Origin of the sequence: Streptomyces termitum, assembly GCF_014650175.1 — a bacterium.
In the GTDB taxonomy this organism is placed as follows: Bacteria; Actinomycetota; Actinomycetes; order Streptomycetales; family Streptomycetaceae; genus Streptomyces; species Streptomyces termitum.
Window position 1 is genome coordinate 143,286 of record NZ_BMUL01000001.1, and the last position, 15,488, is coordinate 158,773.

Here is a 15,488-nt window from a genome sequence, read left to right on the forward strand (position 1 = left end):
GTGGGTGTCCGGCGGCGGGGGGCTCTTCCCGCCGGGAGGGTTCAGGCGGTCGCGTGCAGGGCCGCGCGCAGGTGGCCGTGGGTGGCGGTCAGGCGCTCGGCGGCGGTGGCGGCGTCGACGTCGGCCAGGATGATCAGGATGGCGTTCTTCACCTCCCCGCCGGTGGCGGCGAGGGCGGCCTCGATCTGCTCGTCGTGCGCGCCGGTCGCCAGGGCGACGATCCGCCGGGACCGGGCCTGGAGCTTCTCGTTGGAGGCGCGGACGTCGACCATCAGGTTCCCGTAGGTCTTGCCGAGCCGGATCATGGTGATCGTCGAGATCATGTTGAGGACGAGCTTCTGCGCCGTACCGGCCTTGAGGCGGGTGGAGCCGGTGAGCAGCTCGGGGCCGGGCACGACCTCGATGCCGTGCTCGGCGGCGGCGGCCAGCGCGCTGTCGGCGTTGCAGGAGAGGCCGATGGTGAGCGCCCCGGCGGCCCGCGCGTGCTCGACGGCGCCGATGGCGTACGGGGTGCGGCCGGAGGCGGAGATGCCGACCACGGTGTCGTCGGCGGTCAGGCCCAGCGCGTCGAGGTCGGCGGCGGCCAGCTCCTTGGAGTCCTCGGCGCCCTCCACGGCCTTCACCATGGCCCCGGGGCCGCCCGCGATCAGGCCGACGACCTGCGCGGGGTCGGTGTTGAAGGTGGGCGGGCACTCGCTCGCGTCGAGGACCCCGAGCCGCCCGGCGGTGCCCGCGCCGAGGTAGAGCAGCCGGCCGCCCCGGGCCATCCGCTCGGCGGTGGCGTCGATGGCGGCGGCGATGGCGGGGAGCGCCCGGGCCACGGCGGCGGGGACGGTCCGGTCCTCGTCGTTCATCAGGCCGGCGAGCTCCAGGGTGGAGAGCCGGTCGATCTCGGCCAGTTCGGGGCGGAACGCCTCGGTGGTGAGGGTGGCGAGCTGGGCGCGGAGTGCGGAGTACGTGCTGGTGGACACGGGGCGGCTGCTTTCTTTCCTGGGTCCGGGCGGTGCGGTGCGGGCGGTGCGGTGCGGGCGGTCCGGGCGGTGCGGGGTCGGGGGCGGGGCGGAGTCGGGTCCAGGGCCGGGGGTCGGGCCGGGGTCGGGGGCGGAAGGGGCCCGGGTCAGCGGGTGGTGCGGGGGGAGTGGCGGTGGGCGAGGGCCTCGTAGGAGGCGGCGAGTGCCGGGGCCGCCGTCTCGTACGTGCGCTGTGTGACACACGTGAACAGGCAGTCCACGACGAGGAGTTGGCTGGTACGGGACGACATGGCGGCCGGCCGCAGCTCGCTCTCGCGGGCCGTGGAGGTGGTCAGCACGTGGTCGGCGTACTGGCTGACGGGGCCGTCCGGGCGGCCGGTGATCGCGACGGTGGTGGCACCGTGCTCGAAGGCGACCCGGAGCGGTTCTATGACGTCGCCGGTCGAACCGGAGTGGGTGATCGCGAGGGCGACGTCACCGGAGCGGAGCTGCACGGCGTTGGTGACGGCGAGGTGCGGGTCGCTGTGCGCGTGGGCGACGATCCCGATGCGGAGCAGCTTCTGCACGAGGTCCTGGGCGACGAGACCGGAGGCGCCGACCCCGTACACGTCGATGCGGCGGGCGGTCGCGCAGGCGGCGGCGACGGCGCCGAGCTGCACCGTGTCCAGGGCGGCGGCCGTGTCGGCGAGGGTCTGCCGCTCGTCGTGGGCGAGCTTGGCGACGACGTCGGCGACCGGGTCGTCCACGGCGATGTCGGCGGTGACGGCGGGCGCCCGGCCCGACTGCTGCTGGGCGGCCAGCCCGGCGAGCGCGAGCCGCAGGTCGCGGTAGCCGGGGTAGCCGAGCAGGCGGGCGGTGCGGACGACGGTGGCCTCGCTGGTGCCGGTCAGCTCGGCGAGGCCGGTGACCGTGAGGGCGGCACAGCCCGCGGGGTCCCCGGCCACGGCCTCGGCGACCCGCTGCATGGAACGGGTCATGGACGGGGAGAGGGTCCGTACCTTGGCGGCGAGGGCGGCCGGAGCCGGGGGCGCCTCACCGCTGAAAGTTTCCTTCACGTCATTGGTCACATCTGAAAGATACTTTCAGAAAGTGGGCCGGACAAGGGTCAGGACGGCCCGGAACGGGACGGGACCTCGGACCCTCCGGCTTCCCCCGGCCGCCTCCCTCCGGTCCTCGGCCGGTGACGGGGGACAATGGGGCCATGGACGACATCGACCCCCTGGAGCAGGCGCTCCACGCCGCCCGCGCCCTGGTGTTGGCCGACCTCGCCGCCCGTGACGTGGCCGCCGCCCAGGTCGTGTCGATGGTGGAGGACGCCGTCACCCACCGCCGCTGGTGGGTCGAGCAGTGGCCCGAGGGCGTCGCGTACGTCGCCGGACTCGTCGCCCAGGACGTCCAGGACGCCCTCCTGGAGCAGTACGGCCGCTGGCCCCTCTGCCCCGTCTGCGCCGCGGGCGACCCCCACGCCCTCGACGTCGAACCCGAACTCGGCCCCGACCCGCACTGGGTCTGCGGCAAACAGGGCGTCGTCGTCGCCCCCGTCGGCGGCCTGAGCTGAGAGGCACCCCGGCGTGACCCTCTACATCGACCCGCCGACCTGGCCCGGCCACGGCCGCATGTGGTCCCACCTGGTCAGCGACACGTCCTTCGAAGAACTCCACGCCTTCGCCGCCGCCCTCGGCGCCCCCGCCCGCGGCTTCGACCGCGACCACTACGACCTCCCCTCCGACTGGTACGACAAGGCCCTCACGGCCGGCGCCGTCCCCGTCGGCTCCAAGGAACTCCTCCGCCGCCTCACGGAAGCGGGCCTGCGGCGACCGAAGGGGCGGGCGCACGGGGGGTGAGGAACCGGGCGTTCGGCCGCCCCCGCGCGGCCCGCGCCGCTAGGGTTCCCGGCAGTGGCGGGGCCGGGGAGCGGGGGGACCGATGGGGTTCGAGATCGTCGTGGCGGCGGCGGGGATCGTCGGGAAGGCGGCGGCCAAACCGGCCTCCGACGCGGCACTGCGCCAGGAGAAGGTCATCCGGGCGCTCAAGAAGCTCCACCTCGACCCCAAGGTCCCGCCCCAGGACTTCCACAGCCTGTACGCGTACACCCTCATCGAGTACTGCCACGGCCGCGCGGCCTCCGTCCTCGCCTTCTTCCGCGACGAGTACGTCACGGAGGCGTTCCGGCGCTCCTTCGGGGACGGGGACTGGGACCGGCTGCGCCGCGAGGCGGACGAGGCCGTCGTCCGCAACCGCGAGACGCGGGAGTTCGGGCACCTGGAGCACGGCTTCGAGGAGCACGTCGCCGCCTTCACCACCGCCTTCCAGTCGCTCGTCGACCGCAGCCGCGCCCCGCACGAGGTCCGCCTCGAACAGAAGGTGGACGCGCTCGGCGGCCTCTTCCTCGAACAGATGGCCAGGACCCGGGTCGACGAGGAGAGCCACCGCGCCCGCACCGAACCCGGCCGGTCCGACCTCTCCCCGGCGCAGCGGCTCGCCCAGGACGTGCGCGAGTGGTTCACCGCCGTCGGCTACGAGGTCCGGCGGGTCTGGGAGCCGGACGGGGAGACCGTCGCCCTGCTCGTCGACATCCCGCAGCGCCGCCCCGGCCGCTTCGACCGGACGGTGATGCTCTGCGTCGAGGGCGAACTGCTGCCGCACCACCTGCGGCTCCTCGACGGCCTGGTCGCCGCCGAGGCCGCCGCCGAGGGCTGGGGCCTGGCCCGGCTCCGGGTCAGCCAGGCCGCCCGCCGCCTGGCCGAGGACTCCGACGACGTGCTGTTCTGCTACTCCTTCGACGAACTCATCGACCTGGAAGCGGACTTCGAGCCGTACATCGAATGGATCGAGGAGGAGGTACGGCGCCGGGGCGTCGACCTGCGGTACGTCCCCGTCTCCTGCCGCAAGGAGGAGATCGACCCCGCCACCCAGCACCCGATCGCCACCAGCGCCTACCACTGGAAGGACGGCGGCCTCGGCGGATACGTGGCGGCCTGGCTCCAGGAGCCCACCAAGCGGCACCTGTCGGTGCTCGGCGAGTTCGGCATGGGCAAGACGTGGTTCGCCCTGCACCTGGCCGGCGAGATGGCCCGGGGCTGGCGCGACGCCAAGCGCCGGGGCGTGCCGCGCCCCCGCGTCCCGCTGCTGATCCCGCTCCGCGACTACGCCAAGCAGACCACCGTGCAGGGGCTCGTCTCGGAGTTCTTCTTCAACAAGCACAAGATCGACCTGCGCAGCTACGACGTCTTCCGGGTGCTCAACCGGATGGGCCGGCTGCTCCTCATCTTCGACGGCTTCGACGAGATGGCCGCCCGCGCCGACCAGCACACCGTCGTCGCGAACTTCTGGGAACTGGCCGGCGTGGTCGAACCCGGCGCGAAGGTCCTGCTCAGCAGCCGCAAGGAGCACTTCCGCTCGGCGCAGGAGGCGCGCGAGCTGTTCGACGCCAAGGTGGGCGCGACGGCCTCCGTGCCGCCGGAGGGCGCCCCGGCCTTCGACATCGTCGAACTGGACCGCTTCGACGACGAGCAGATCGAGACCGTCCTGCGGCACGACCTGCCCGAGGACAAGATCAGGCTCGTCATGGACAACGACGACGTGCGGGAACTGCTGGGCCGCGCCGTCATGTTCGAGCTGGTCATCGACGCCCTGCCGGAGATCGAGCAGGGCGCGGAGGTCGACCTGGCCCGCGTCTACCTCTACGCCGTGCAGCGGAAGATGGACCGGGACGTGAAGGCGGAGCGGACCTTCACCTCGCGCGCGGACAAGGTCCTCTTCCTGTGCGAGGTGTCGGACGAGATGCTGAGGACCGGCGTCCTGGCCCTCAACTACCGCGACTTCCCCGACAAGCTGAGGTCCTGCTTCGGCTCCGCCGTGAAGAGCGCGAAGGACCTCGACTTCTGGGAACAGGACATGCGCAACCAGGGCATGCTGGTGCGCGACGGGGAGGGGGACTACGGGCCCTCCCACAAGTCGCTCCTGGAGTTCTTCGCCGCGTTCAAGTACGCCGCCGAACTGGGCATCCTCGGCGGGGACTTCCTCGGCATGATTCCCGGCGCGGGGGAGGGGACAAAGACGCCGACCTGGTCGGAGTACTTCGAGGCCCGCCCGGCGGACGGGAAGCTGCCGCCGATCCGCCGGTTCGGGGCGGAGCCGGTGCACAAGGTCATGTTCTCGTTCGGCCGGGAGGGGCTGAACGAGGCGGTGTACGCGTTCCTGCGCGCGATGACCGCCGGGCACCCGGACCGGCGCGAGCGGCTGCTGGAGACGGTCGGCGAGTCCAGCACCGACCCCATGCCGGGAACCCTGGCCGGCAACTGCCTCAACCTGCTCGCCCTGTCCGGCGACAGCCTGGAGGGGGCCGACCTGCGGAACACCGAGCTGGAGGGCTTCGACCCGCCGGAGGGGAGCCCGCGGGTGTCGCTCTCGGGCGCGGACCTGCGGGGAGCCGACCTGAAGGGAGCCCGGCTCCAGGGGATCGACCTCTCGGGGGCCGACCTCACCGGGGCCCGGTGGGACAAGGACCTCCTGGACGACGGGTGGCGCTGGCAGCCGGCGCTCTGCCACTCCAGCGGCGCGGTCGCGGTGGGCGACGGCACGCACGTCCTGTGCTGGCCCGACGGACGGCTCGACCGGGAACCCGTCCGGCTGCCCTTCGAGGGCGACCCCAGGCTCGTGCGGATCGACGACTGGTCGGAGACCGTCTGGTGGTACGGAGACGAGTCGGACAGTTCGCTCGTCGACGCCCGCACGGGGGCCGTCGTCCGTGCCGGCATCACGTCGGGTGTCAGCGCCATGCCCGTCAGATGGGGGGACCGCATGGCGCTGGCGGAGGTCTCCTTCGACGAGCAGATGTTCACGCTGTACGACGAGGACGCGGGCCAGGTGCTGGGAACCGTCGCATTCCCCAGGATGGAGGGGAGGTTCATGATCTACATGACGGGGAGAAACGGGATTCTCGCGCTGGTGGAGGGCACGGAGGGGCTCGACCTGCTCCATGCCTCCGACGAAGGAGGGGGGTCTTGGGACGTCGTCCACTCGGTCGGCTGCCCGCAGCACGGCCGGAACGTCGGGATGCACTCGTCCTACGGCAACGCCCTGCTGACCCTGGACAGCCGGTTCGTGGCGGCGGTCGACGCCCAGGGGCCCGTGGCCCTGATGGACGCCGCGGGACTGGACTTCCCGGTGGAGTACGGCGAAGAGGTCGAGGGCTTCGCCTTCCGCGCCTCCTCCGGCATGGCGGCGCTCGCCATGGACGGCGTCCTGTACGGCTGGCGGCTCGGGGACGGGGAGCGGGAGCTCGCCTGGCGGATGCCGGTCCCCGGCGGGACGAAGGCGCTGCGGGCGCCCGAGACGGGTGACCGGCTGCTGGTCCTCACCCGGCTCGGGGAGCTGTGGCTGTGCGACTTCCGGACCGGCGAGGTCCTCTCCCGTACCACCGTGGGCGGACGGCTGCGCGGGACCCGCTTCTCCCACGACTGCGGCCTCGACCCGGAGGTCCTGGTGGCGATCTCCCGGGTCGGGGGCGTCATCACCTTCCCGAAGGACCGCCGCTGAACCCCGGCCGTTCCCGCTAGGGCGCGGCGGGGGCGGGCTCCGGTTCGGTCGCCGGGGCGCCCGTGACCACCCGCGAGCGGGACCGGCCCAGCCGGAGGGCGAGGACCACCGCGCCCAGGCCCAGGAGGGTCATGGCGGCGCCCGCCCAGGCCGGGGAGGTGTAGCCGAGGTCCGCGTCGATGACGGTGCCGCCGAGCCAGGGGCCGGCGGTGTTGCCGAGGTTGAAGGCGGCCGTGGTGGTGGCCGCGGCCAGGGTGGGGGCGGCGCCGGCGACGTTGAACATGCGGGCGTTGAGGGCGGGGGCCGTGAAGAAGGCGGAGACGCCGAGGAGGAAGGAGAGGACGACCGTCACGGCCGGGCTGGTGGCGAAGAGGGCCAGGGTGGCGAGGAAGACGGTGGAGGCGGTGATGCCGGTGAGCATGACGCCGAAGAGGTGGGCGTCGGCGACCCGGCCGCCGATCATGGTGCCGATCAGGGCGCCGATGCCGAAGAGGGCGAGGACGGGGGAGACCCAGCCCTGGCCGAGGCCGGAGACGTCGGTGAGGAGCGGGGCCAGGTAGGAGAAGGCGCAGAAGACGCCGCCCGCCGCGAGGGCGGTGATGACGACGGCGAGGAGGACCTGCCGGTCGCGGTAGATGGTCAGCTCGCGGCGCAGCCGGGGCCTGGTCTCGGGCAGCGGGATGCGCGGGATGCGGGTGAGGACGCCGACGAGGGCGATCGCGGAGGCGATGCCGACGGCCCAGAAGGCGGCGCGCCAGCCGAGGTGCTCGCCGAGGAAGGCGCCGGCGGGGACGCCGAGGACGTTGGCGATGGAGAGGCCGCCGATCATGACGGCCATGGCGCGGGCGCGGGCGTCGAAGGGGACCATCGCGATGGCGACGGAGGCGCCGACGGCCCAGAAGCCGGCGCAGGCGAGGGCGCTGACCACGCGGGAGGCGAAGAGGACCGGGTAGTCGGGGGCGAGCGCGCCCGCGACCTGGCCGAGGCCGAAGACGGTGATGAGGGCGACGAGGGCGGTCCTGCGGGGGAGCCGGAGGGTGGCGACGGCGAGCAGGGGCGCGCCGACGACCATGCCGATGGCGAAGGCGGATATGAGCAGGCCGGCCTGCGGGATGGAGACGTCCATGTCCGCGGCGATGTGCTGCACGAGACCGGAGAGCATGAACTCGCTCGTGCCGAGCGCGAACACGGAGAGTCCGAGGATGTAGACGGCGAGGGGCATCCGGGGACGGGCGGGGGCCGCGCCGGAGGCGGTGGCGGGGGCCGGGTCGGGGGTGGCGGCGGTCGTCGGGGAGGGCCGGGGGGCGGGCTCGGCGGAGGGAGACGGCATGACATGGGTGAACGGGGGATTGGTTCCTGTCATTCCGGCGAGCCGGTTTTTTCTCGGCATGCGAGACGCGCGGGCGGGGGTGGCCGGATTCTTCGCCTGCCTGGTGCGTTGGGTCCGGAAGAAGCGCAAGCGGCTCGCAGCCGAGAAGAAGGCCCTGCCCAGGCCGCGGGAGAGTCCGAAGCGGCATCCCCGCACGCCCGCGCACGGACACCTCGCCCGGAGCGGAGCGCCCTGCCGGCCTGCCGATCAGGGCGAGGAGGATCCGGGCGGTTCAGAGGATCGGGGGGCGTCCGGCGCGGGTGAGGCGGGCGACGGTGTGCCAGCTCATGGGCGTCCGGTGGCCGTGGCCGCCGCGCAGCCCTTCGCGGAAGCCCGCGAGGGTGGCGCGGAGTGCGGCCTTCTCACGGAAGCGGCAGAGGCTGAGCAGGGCGAAGGCGGCGAGGTTGAGCGGGATCAGGGGCGCGGGGAGGTTGCGGCGGGCGAGCCAGACGCGGTTGCGGGCGTTGAGGCGGTAGAAGCGGTCGTGGCGGGCGGGGCTGGTCGCGGGGTGGTGGACGAGGATGTCGGGCAGGTAGCGGCCGGTGCCGCCGTGGTTCCAGAGCCGCCAGGCGAGGTCGATGCCCTCGTGGAACAGGAAGAAGTCGCCGGGCCAGCCTCCGGCGGTGTCGAAGGCGCTGCGGCGGATCATGACGACGCTTTCGGCCATGACCGTGACGATGCCGGGCCGGGTCGGGTCTTTGGCGCGCAGGCGGGGGACCCAGCGGCGCACGGTGGTCCCGGTGTCGGGGTCGGCGATCCGGGGCTGGGCGTAGGCGAGGGCCGGCTCGTCGTGAAGGGCGGCGGCGAGGCGGGCGAGGGCGTCGGTGCCGGGCAGGACAGCGTCGTTGTCGAAGAAGAACAGCAGTTCGCCGTCGACCGCCTGCGCGCCGATGTTGCGGCCCTCGGGGATGCCGACGTTCTCCTCCAGGGCGATCGTCTTCACCCCGGGTGGGACCTGGGCGGGAACGCAGCCGTTGCCGACCACCACCACGTCCAGCTCGACACCCTTCTGCGCGAGGAGGGAGTCCATGGCCCGGGGGAACTCGTCGGGACGGTCGTTCATCGTCAGGACGACCGCCCCGACACGGGGCGCGCCAGTGCTCAAGGTCCGGTCCTTCGTCCGCGCCGGGATTCTTCCCGTCGCCGTCTGGCCGTCCGGGAGACGGCCCACCTCGGACGGGTGGTCGTCCTCGTGCGGCGCCGGTGAGGACGGCGGGCGCGGTGGCGGGTCGGGGGCGGGGTGGTGTCGGTGGTGTCGTGGCGGGGCCGGATGATCCGGCCGGCGGCCCCGGAGTTCCTTGATCACGTTTCGGCGTCGGTCCGGAGCGGGGTGGCGAGTTCCGCGAGTTCCTTCTCCATGTTGGCCCGTGCCCTTTCCTCCCAGGCGGCGGCGCCGTAGGGGGTGCGGAAGAGGCGGGGGAGGTCGAGGAGGTGGCGCAGGACGGCGGCGCGGCCCTCGCGGAAGGTGTCGTCGGGGACGAAGCCGTACTCCTCCCGGACCGCCGCCGCATACCCCCTGTAGGTATCGGGGTCGCCGGCCAGGACGGCGAGGTCGGCGTCGCAGAGGGTCTCGCCGTTGAGGTCGCCCTCGGCCGGGTCGTGGGTGGTGGTGAGGCGGACCAGGCGGGCCACCTCCGCGACCTCGTGCGGGGTCAACCCGGCTTCGTTCAGGGCTCGTTCGGCGAGGTTGGCGGAGCGTTCCTCGTTCTCGGAGCGGTCGGGGCGGTAGACGGCGTCGTGGAACCAGGCGGCGAGCCGGACGAGTTCGAGCTCTCCGCCCTCGCCGCCCTGGTCGGTGAGTTCGTCGACGCGGTCGAGGACCGCCCGCAGGTGGGCGGTGGTGTGGTAGCGGCGCTGGGGTTCGGCCCAGCGGGCGAGCAGGTCGAGGCCGTACGGGGCGGGGTCGGGACCCTCGCGGCCGGCGCGGGCGGCGAGCAGGGTGCTGTTCCAGCGCCGGAGGAGGTCGCTGTCCTCGGTTGCGGTCATGGCCGCATTGTGCCCGGCGGGGGCCCCGCTGACGCGGCGACAGGTCGCGCCGCCCTCTCCCTTACATACCCCCCATGGGTATGCTACGGTGCTCCGCGAAGGTACCCCCCTGGGGTATGTGACCGGCCTCTTGCCGGTCCTCGGCCGCGAGTGAAGGGCAGTGCGATGTCAACCGTCAACCCCCGGCGCTGGTGGGCACTTCTCGTGCTCGCCACCGCGCAGTTCATGGTCATCATGGACACTTCGATCATCGGGGTCGCGCTCCCCGAGATGCAGAAGGACCTCGGCTTCAGCCAGGGCGAACTCCAGTGGGTCTTCAACGCCTACGTGATCGTCTTCGGCGGCCTGCTCCTCCTCGGCGGCCGCCTCTCCGACCTCGTCGGGGCCCGCAAGATCTTCGTCACCGGCTGGGCCGTGATGATCGCCGGCTCGGTCCTCGCCGCCGCCGCGCAGACCGCCTGGGTCGAGATCGCGGGCCGCGCCGTGCAGGGCGTCGGCGGCGCGCTCATCGCGCCCTCCGCGATGACCCTGCTGATGATGCTCTTCATGCACGACCCGAAGGAGCTCGGCAAGGCGATGGCGCTGTACGGCGCCGCGGCCCCGGCCGGCGGCACCGCGGGCGTCTTCCTCGGCGGCGTCTTCACCGAGTGGGCCGCCTGGCAGTGGGTCTTCATCATCTACATCCCGATCGGCCTGGCCACCCTCGCCGCCACCAAGCTCCTCCCGAACGTCGAGTCCCGCCGCGGCTCCGTCGACGTCCTCGGCGCCGTCGCCGTCACCGCCGGCCTCGCGCTCGCCGTCTTCGCCGTGGTCCGCGCCCCCGAGGTCGGCTGGGGCTCCACCGGCACGATCCTCCAGCTGGCCGGCGCCGCCGCCCTGCTGATCCTCTTCTTCGTGATCCAGAAGTCGATCCGCGAGCCGCTCATGCCGCTCAGCGTCTGGCGCGTCCCGCGCCTCGGCTCGGCCAACCTGGCGATGACGCTGCTCGGCGCCGCCTGGATCCCGATGTGGTACTTCCTGAACCTCTACCTCCAGCAGGTCCTCGGCTTCGGCGCCTTCGAGTCCGGTGCCGCGCTGCTCCCGATGACCGTCCTCCTGATGATCTTCATGACGGCCATCACCGCCCGCCTGATGATGAAGGTCGGCGCCAAGCCGCTCATCGGCGGCGGCCTGCTGGTCCTCGCCGCCGGCCTGGTCTGGCTCGCCGCGGTCGAGCCCACCGGCACCTTCCTGGTGGACGTCCTGCCGGCCTCGCTGGTCGCCGCGCTCGGCATGTCCCTCGCCTACATCCCGACGATGATGACCGCCATGTCCGGCGCCCCGCAGGAGCAGGCGGGCCTCGCCTCCGGCATCGTCAACACCACCTACAACGTCGGCTCGGCCCTCGGCCTCGCCGCCCTCACCGCGGTCGCCATGTCGCAGGGCGCCGACCAGCTCGGCAACCTGCCCAAGCTCACCGAGGGCTTCTCGTCCGCCTTCGTCGGCGCCGCGATCATCGCCGCCGTCGGCGGTGTCGTCACCCTCCTGGTGATGAAGGGCGACAAGGCCGCCGCCGCCGAGGCCGCCGCCCCCGCCGCGCAGGGCGAGAAGGTCTCCGCCTGACCCGTCCGGCAGCCGTACCCCGAAGGGGCCGCCCGATGTCCGTCCCGGACGTCGGGCGGCCCCTTTTCCCGCGCCGGGGACCCGTACCGAGGGACCCGCACCGGGAGACCCGTACCGAGAAGCCCGTGCCGGGCCCCGTGCCGGGAGACCCGTACCGCATCCGGGATCCGTACCGGAAGACCCGTACCGAGAGGAAGCAGGCACCCATGGAACCCAAGCCCCTGGACCTGGCCACCCGTGCCGTCCACGTCGTCAACGAGCCTTTCCCCGAGGGGAGCTGGCCGCTCTCCGTGCCGCTCGTGCAGTCCTCCGCCTTCGCCTTCGACTCCGCCGACGCGCTGGCCGGCGCGATGGCGGACCCCGACGGCCGGTACGTCTACGGCCGCCGGGGCAATCCGACCGTCCGGGCCCTGGAGCGGACCCTCGCCGGGCTGGAGCGGGGGGCCTGTGCCCTCGCCTTCTCCTCCGGGATGGGCGCGATCAGCGGCGTCCTGCTGGCGCTGCTCAAGCCGGGCGACCGGGTGGTGGCCCAGCGCTGCCTGTACGGCGGGACGCACGCGGTCCTGGCCGACCTCGCCGCGCGGTACGGGATCGAGGTCGTCCGGATCTCCGGCGACGACCCGGCGGAGTTCGAGGCGGCGGCCGTGCACCCGGCGACCCGGCTGCTGGTCCTGGAGACCGTCGCCAACCCCACCGGGCAGGTCCCCGACCTGCCCGGACTGCTCGCCGCCGCCCGCCGCCTGGGGGTGCTGAGCATGGTGGACAACTCGCTGGCCTCGCCGGTGCTGTGCCGCCCGCTGGAGCTGGGCGCGGACGTCGTCGTCCACTCCACCACCAAGTACCTCTCCGGCCATTCCGATGTACTGGGCGGCGCGGCCGTCTTCGCCGACGACGGGCTGCGCCGCCGGATCTGGCCGCGCACGGTCGAACTCGGCGCCTGCGCCGACCCGTTCGCGGCCTGGCTGGTGCTGCGCGGGATACCGACGCTGCCGCTGCGGATGCGCGAGCACTGCGCCGGCGCGGCGGTGCTGGCACAGCGGCTGGAGGGGCGGCCGGAGGTGACGGCCGTGCACTACCCGTGGCTGCCGTCGCACCCCTCGTACGCCCTGGCCAGGAAGGTGCTCTCGGGCGGCGGCGGGCTGCTCTCCTTCGAGCTGGCGGGCGGCCGGGAGGCGGGCCGGGCCTTCATCGAGCGGGTCCGGATCGGCCGGCTGGCGCTCTCGCTGGGCGGCGTGGAGACGCTGGTGACGCACCCGGCCTCGACCTCGCACCGGGAGCTGGACGGGGCCGAGCTGGCGGCGGCCGGGGTGGCGCCGGGGCTGGTCCGGATGTCGGTGGGCATCGAGGCGGTCGAGGACCTGTGGGCGGATGTGGAACAGGCCCTGGAATGAGGGCCCTTGAGCCTTCTTTTGGGTTGACAAAATAAATGGTTGATTCGTAGATTGGGTGATGCCAGGAAACGTAGAACTCCTAGGTCAAGGGGGGCGCGCGATGCGCTACTTCGAGGACTTCCGGCCCGGCGACGTCCACGAGCTGGGCGCCGTCACCGTCACGGCGGAGGAGGTGCTGGAGTTCGGCAGGCGCTTCGACCCGCAGCCCTTCCACACGGATCCCGAGCGGGCGAAGGACTCGCCCTTCAAGGGTCTGATCGCGAGCGGTTTCCACACCCAGGCGCTCTTCATGCGCCGGTACGTGGACGGACTGCTCGCCTACAGCGACTGTCTCGGCTCGCCCGGCATCGACGAGGTCCGCTACCTGCGGCCCGTCCGCCCGGGCGACGTCCTGACCGCCCGCGTCGAGATCCTCGGCGCCACCCCGTCGCCGTTCAATCCCGCCACCGGCACCGTCAAACCGCGGTGCACGCTGGTGGCCGCCGACGGGGCGGCCGTGTTCAGCATGATCCTGCACAGCATCTTCCGCCGCCGACCGGCCGAGACCGACGCCGCGCATCCGTCGTCGTTGCCCGCGGCCCAGGATCCCGTCGGCTGCGCCGGCGGCGCGCGGGCGAAGCGCTGTGTGCCGGCCATGACCGCCTGACGGGTCCGTATGCCCGCCCGGCCCTGAACACGGCCGCCCGCACCACCTCCCCACCCGCTCGCACTTCCCACACCGACCGAAGGGGGACCTCCCGTGGAGGCCGTATCCCGCACCGCCCAGTGGACCGCCGCAGCGCGGGCCCTGGAGACCGAGCGCGAGGACCGGCTGTTCGCCGATCCCTACGCGCGCACCGTCGCCGACGAGATCGGCTTCGAGCTGCTGAAGCGCTACGACGGGGGCGGCATCGTGCCCTTCCTCGCCATCCGCACCACCTACCTCGACCGGGCCGTCGTCCGGACCGTCCGGGAGCGCGGCATCCGCCAGGTCGTCTTCCTCGCCGCCGGCATGGACACCCGCTTCTACCGGCTGCCCTGGCCCGACGGCGTCACCGTCTACGAGCTCGACCGCCCCGCCCTCCTCGACGCCAAGGCCGGGATGCTGAAGGACGAGCCGGCCCCCGCCGGCCGCACCCGGGTCGCCGTCCCCGTCGACCTCACCCAGGACTGGACCGGCGCCCTGAAGGAGGCCGGCTGGAAGAGCGACGAGCCCGTCCTCTGGGTCGTCGAGGGCCTGCTGTTCTTCCTCCCCGAGCAGGCCGTACGGACCCTGATCTCGACGCTCTCCGCGCACGCCGCCCCCGGCTCCGTGCTGCTCGGCGACGTCATCTCCCGGGCCGCCCTGGTCAACCCGCTGGCCCGGAGCTTCATGAAGGCGCTGGCGGAGGACGGCAACCCCTGGCTCTTCGGCACCGAGGAGCCCGAGGCCCTGCTCGCCGAGTGCGGCTGGGACGTCCGCGAGGTCCGGCAGCCCGGCGAGGACGGCGCCGACTTCGAGCGCTGGCCCTACCCGGTGCCCGCCCGCACCGTCCCCGGCGTCCCCCGCTCCTTCCTCTTCACCTGCGACCTGCCGACGACCAGCCAGGAGGTGGCCGCGTGAGCGCCCACGACTTCCACCAGAGAGTCATCACCGACGCCGGCGCGGCGGTGCGCGGCCTGACCGTCGCGCTCGGCGAGCGCCTCGGCCTCTACCGGGCCCTCGCCGACCACGGCCCGATCACCGCCGGGGACCTGGCGGCGAAGACCGGCACGAACGAGCGGTACGTGGAGGAGTGGCTGCACGCCCAGCTCTCCGCCGGATACGTCGAGCGGCACCCGAGCTCGCTCACGTACACCCTGCCCGCCGACCACGCCGAGGTGCTCGCCGACCCGAAGGCCGTCACCTTCGCCGCCGGTTTCTTCACCGCCCTGAAGGCGCTGTACGCCACCGAGGACCTGCTGGTCGAGGCGTACCGCAGCGGCGACGGCGTCGGCTGGGCCGAGCACGACGCCGCCCTCGACACCGGCATGGGCTCCTTCTTCCAGCCGACGTACGAGCACAAGCTGGTGCCCGACTGGCTGCCCTCGCTGCACCAGGTCACCGACAAGCTGGCGGCGGGCGGCACGGTCGCGGACGTCGGCTGCGGCGTCGGCCACACCACCCTCCTCATCGCGAAGGCGTTCCCCAACGCCACCGTGCACGGCTTCGACTACTCCGAGGAGGCCATCGCGATCGCCCGCGAGCTGGCCGAGGAGGCCGGTCTCTCCGGCCGGGTCGTCTTCGAGGTCGCCTCCGCCGACGACTACCCCGGCACCGGCTACGACCTGGTCTGCTTCTTCAACGCCCTGCACGACATGGGCGACCCGGTCGCCGCCGCCCAGCACGTGCTGGGCTCGCTGGACGCCGACGGCACCTGGATGCTCGTCGAGTCCAACGTCTCCCCGCGGGACGTCGACGTCCAGACCCCGGCCGCCCGCATGTTCATGGCCCTGTCCGCCGTGATGTGCCTGCCGGTCGCCGTCGCCCAGCGCGGTCCGCACGCGCTCGGCAACCACTCGGGCGAGCGGGCCTTCCGCGCCATCGCCGAGGAGGCCGGCTTCACCCGCTGGCGGCGCGCGAACGAGACGCCCGTGAACGCGGTCTACGAAGTCCGCCCGTAACCCCCC

The 15,488-nt window shown here is 73.2% G+C and carries 13 protein-coding genes; 8 read left to right on the forward strand and 5 right to left on the reverse strand.

The features are described 5' to 3' along the window. Positions 1-41: 41 nt before the first annotated feature. Together murQ and IE219_RS00750 are read right to left on the reverse strand one after the other, a co-directional pair. Positions 42-971 carry an N-acetylmuramic acid 6-phosphate etherase gene (gene murQ, locus IE219_RS00745; RefSeq protein ID WP_189974342.1) on the reverse strand — a complete coding sequence of 310 codons (930 nt, stop codon included), beginning with the start codon at positions 969-971 and terminating at the stop codon, positions 42-44. Between the two features lie 146 nt (positions 972-1,117). After that, positions 1,118-2,038 carry a MurR/RpiR family transcriptional regulator gene (locus IE219_RS00750; protein ID WP_189974344.1) on the reverse strand — a complete coding sequence of 307 codons (921 nt, stop codon included), beginning with the start codon at positions 2,036-2,038 and terminating at the stop codon, positions 1,118-1,120. Between the two features lie 134 nt (positions 2,039-2,172). Here IE219_RS00750 and IE219_RS00755 point away from each other — a divergent pair, with 134 nt between their 5' ends. From IE219_RS00755 to IE219_RS00765, 3 genes are all read left to right on the forward strand, one after another. Then, positions 2,173-2,529: a DUF8819 family protein gene (locus IE219_RS00755; protein ID WP_189974346.1), complete on the forward strand. Its 357-nt coding sequence runs from the start codon at positions 2,173-2,175 to the stop codon at positions 2,527-2,529. 13 nt (positions 2,530-2,542) lie between these two features. Beyond that, a complete protein-coding gene (locus tag IE219_RS00760; protein ID WP_189974348.1) occupies positions 2,543-2,815 on the forward strand; it encodes a DUF4031 domain-containing protein in 273 nt (90 codons plus the stop codon). 82 nt (positions 2,816-2,897) lie between these two features. Next, entirely contained in the window at positions 2,898-6,512 is a 3,615-nt protein-coding gene (locus IE219_RS00765) for an NACHT domain-containing protein (protein WP_189974350.1), read from the forward strand. 16 nt (positions 6,513-6,528) lie between these two features. Here IE219_RS00765 and IE219_RS00770 read toward each other — a convergent pair whose 3' ends face one another. From IE219_RS00770 to IE219_RS00780, 3 genes are all read right to left on the reverse strand, one after another. Continuing rightward, positions 6,529-7,734, reverse strand: coding sequence for a Cmx/CmrA family chloramphenicol efflux MFS transporter (locus IE219_RS00770; protein ID WP_189974947.1), 1,206 nt, complete (start codon positions 7,732-7,734; stop codon positions 6,529-6,531). Between the two features lie 379 nt (positions 7,735-8,113). After that, the gene (locus tag IE219_RS00775; RefSeq protein WP_189974352.1) at positions 8,114-8,986 is read right to left on the reverse strand and encodes a glycosyltransferase family 2 protein; all 873 of its coding nucleotides are present in this window, start codon (positions 8,984-8,986) and stop codon (positions 8,114-8,116) included. Between the two features lie 197 nt (positions 8,987-9,183). After that, on the reverse strand, positions 9,184-9,867 hold the full coding sequence (locus IE219_RS00780; protein WP_189974354.1) for an HD domain-containing protein: 684 nt from the start codon (positions 9,865-9,867) through the stop codon (positions 9,184-9,186). 165 nt (positions 9,868-10,032) lie between these two features. Between IE219_RS00780 and IE219_RS00785 the strand changes: the two genes are divergently transcribed. From IE219_RS00785 to IE219_RS00805, 5 genes are all read left to right on the forward strand, one after another. Further along, complete coding sequence (locus tag IE219_RS00785) at positions 10,033-11,469, forward strand: MFS transporter (protein ID WP_189974356.1); 1,437 nt, start codon at positions 10,033-10,035, stop codon at positions 11,467-11,469. 206 nt (positions 11,470-11,675) lie between these two features. Next, positions 11,676-12,860 carry a trans-sulfuration enzyme family protein gene (locus tag IE219_RS00790; protein WP_189974358.1) on the forward strand — a complete coding sequence of 395 codons (1,185 nt, stop codon included), beginning with the start codon at positions 11,676-11,678 and terminating at the stop codon, positions 12,858-12,860. Between the two features lie 100 nt (positions 12,861-12,960). Continuing rightward, positions 12,961-13,506 carry a MaoC family dehydratase gene (locus tag IE219_RS00795; RefSeq protein ID WP_189974360.1) on the forward strand — a complete coding sequence of 182 codons (546 nt, stop codon included), beginning with the start codon at positions 12,961-12,963 and terminating at the stop codon, positions 13,504-13,506. 93 nt (positions 13,507-13,599) lie between these two features. After that, the gene (locus IE219_RS00800; RefSeq protein ID WP_189974362.1) at positions 13,600-14,442 is read left to right on the forward strand and encodes a class I SAM-dependent methyltransferase; all 843 of its coding nucleotides are present in this window, start codon (positions 13,600-13,602) and stop codon (positions 14,440-14,442) included. Then, the gene (locus tag IE219_RS00805) at positions 14,439-15,482 is read left to right on the forward strand and encodes a class I SAM-dependent methyltransferase (RefSeq protein WP_189974363.1); all 1,044 of its coding nucleotides are present in this window, start codon (positions 14,439-14,441) and stop codon (positions 15,480-15,482) included. Before IE219_RS00800 ends, IE219_RS00805 begins: the two co-directional genes overlap by 4 nt. The last annotated feature ends 6 nt before the right edge of the window (positions 15,483-15,488 follow it).

Excerpts from the sequence above, each read along its gene's own strand:
- IE219_RS00755 (WP_189974346.1), top strand. The coding sequence starts at position 2,173 with ATGGACGACATCGACCCCCTGGAGCAGGCGCTCCACGCCGCCCGCGCC.
- IE219_RS00765 (WP_189974350.1), top strand. The coding sequence starts at position 2,898 with ATGGGGTTCGAGATCGTCGTGGCGGCGGCGGGGATCGTCGGGAAGGCG.
- IE219_RS00770 (WP_189974947.1), bottom strand. The coding sequence starts at position 7,734 with ATGCCCCTCGCCGTCTACATCCTCGGACTCTCCGTGTTCGCGCTCGGC.
- IE219_RS00780 (WP_189974354.1), bottom strand. The coding sequence starts at position 9,867 with ATGACCGCAACCGAGGACAGCGACCTCCTCCGGCGCTGGAACAGCACC.
- IE219_RS00785 (WP_189974356.1), top strand. The coding sequence starts at position 10,033 with ATGTCAACCGTCAACCCCCGGCGCTGGTGGGCACTTCTCGTGCTCGCC.
- IE219_RS00790 (WP_189974358.1), top strand. The coding sequence starts at position 11,676 with ATGGAACCCAAGCCCCTGGACCTGGCCACCCGTGCCGTCCACGTCGTC.
- IE219_RS00795 (WP_189974360.1), top strand. The coding sequence starts at position 12,961 with ATGCGCTACTTCGAGGACTTCCGGCCCGGCGACGTCCACGAGCTGGGC.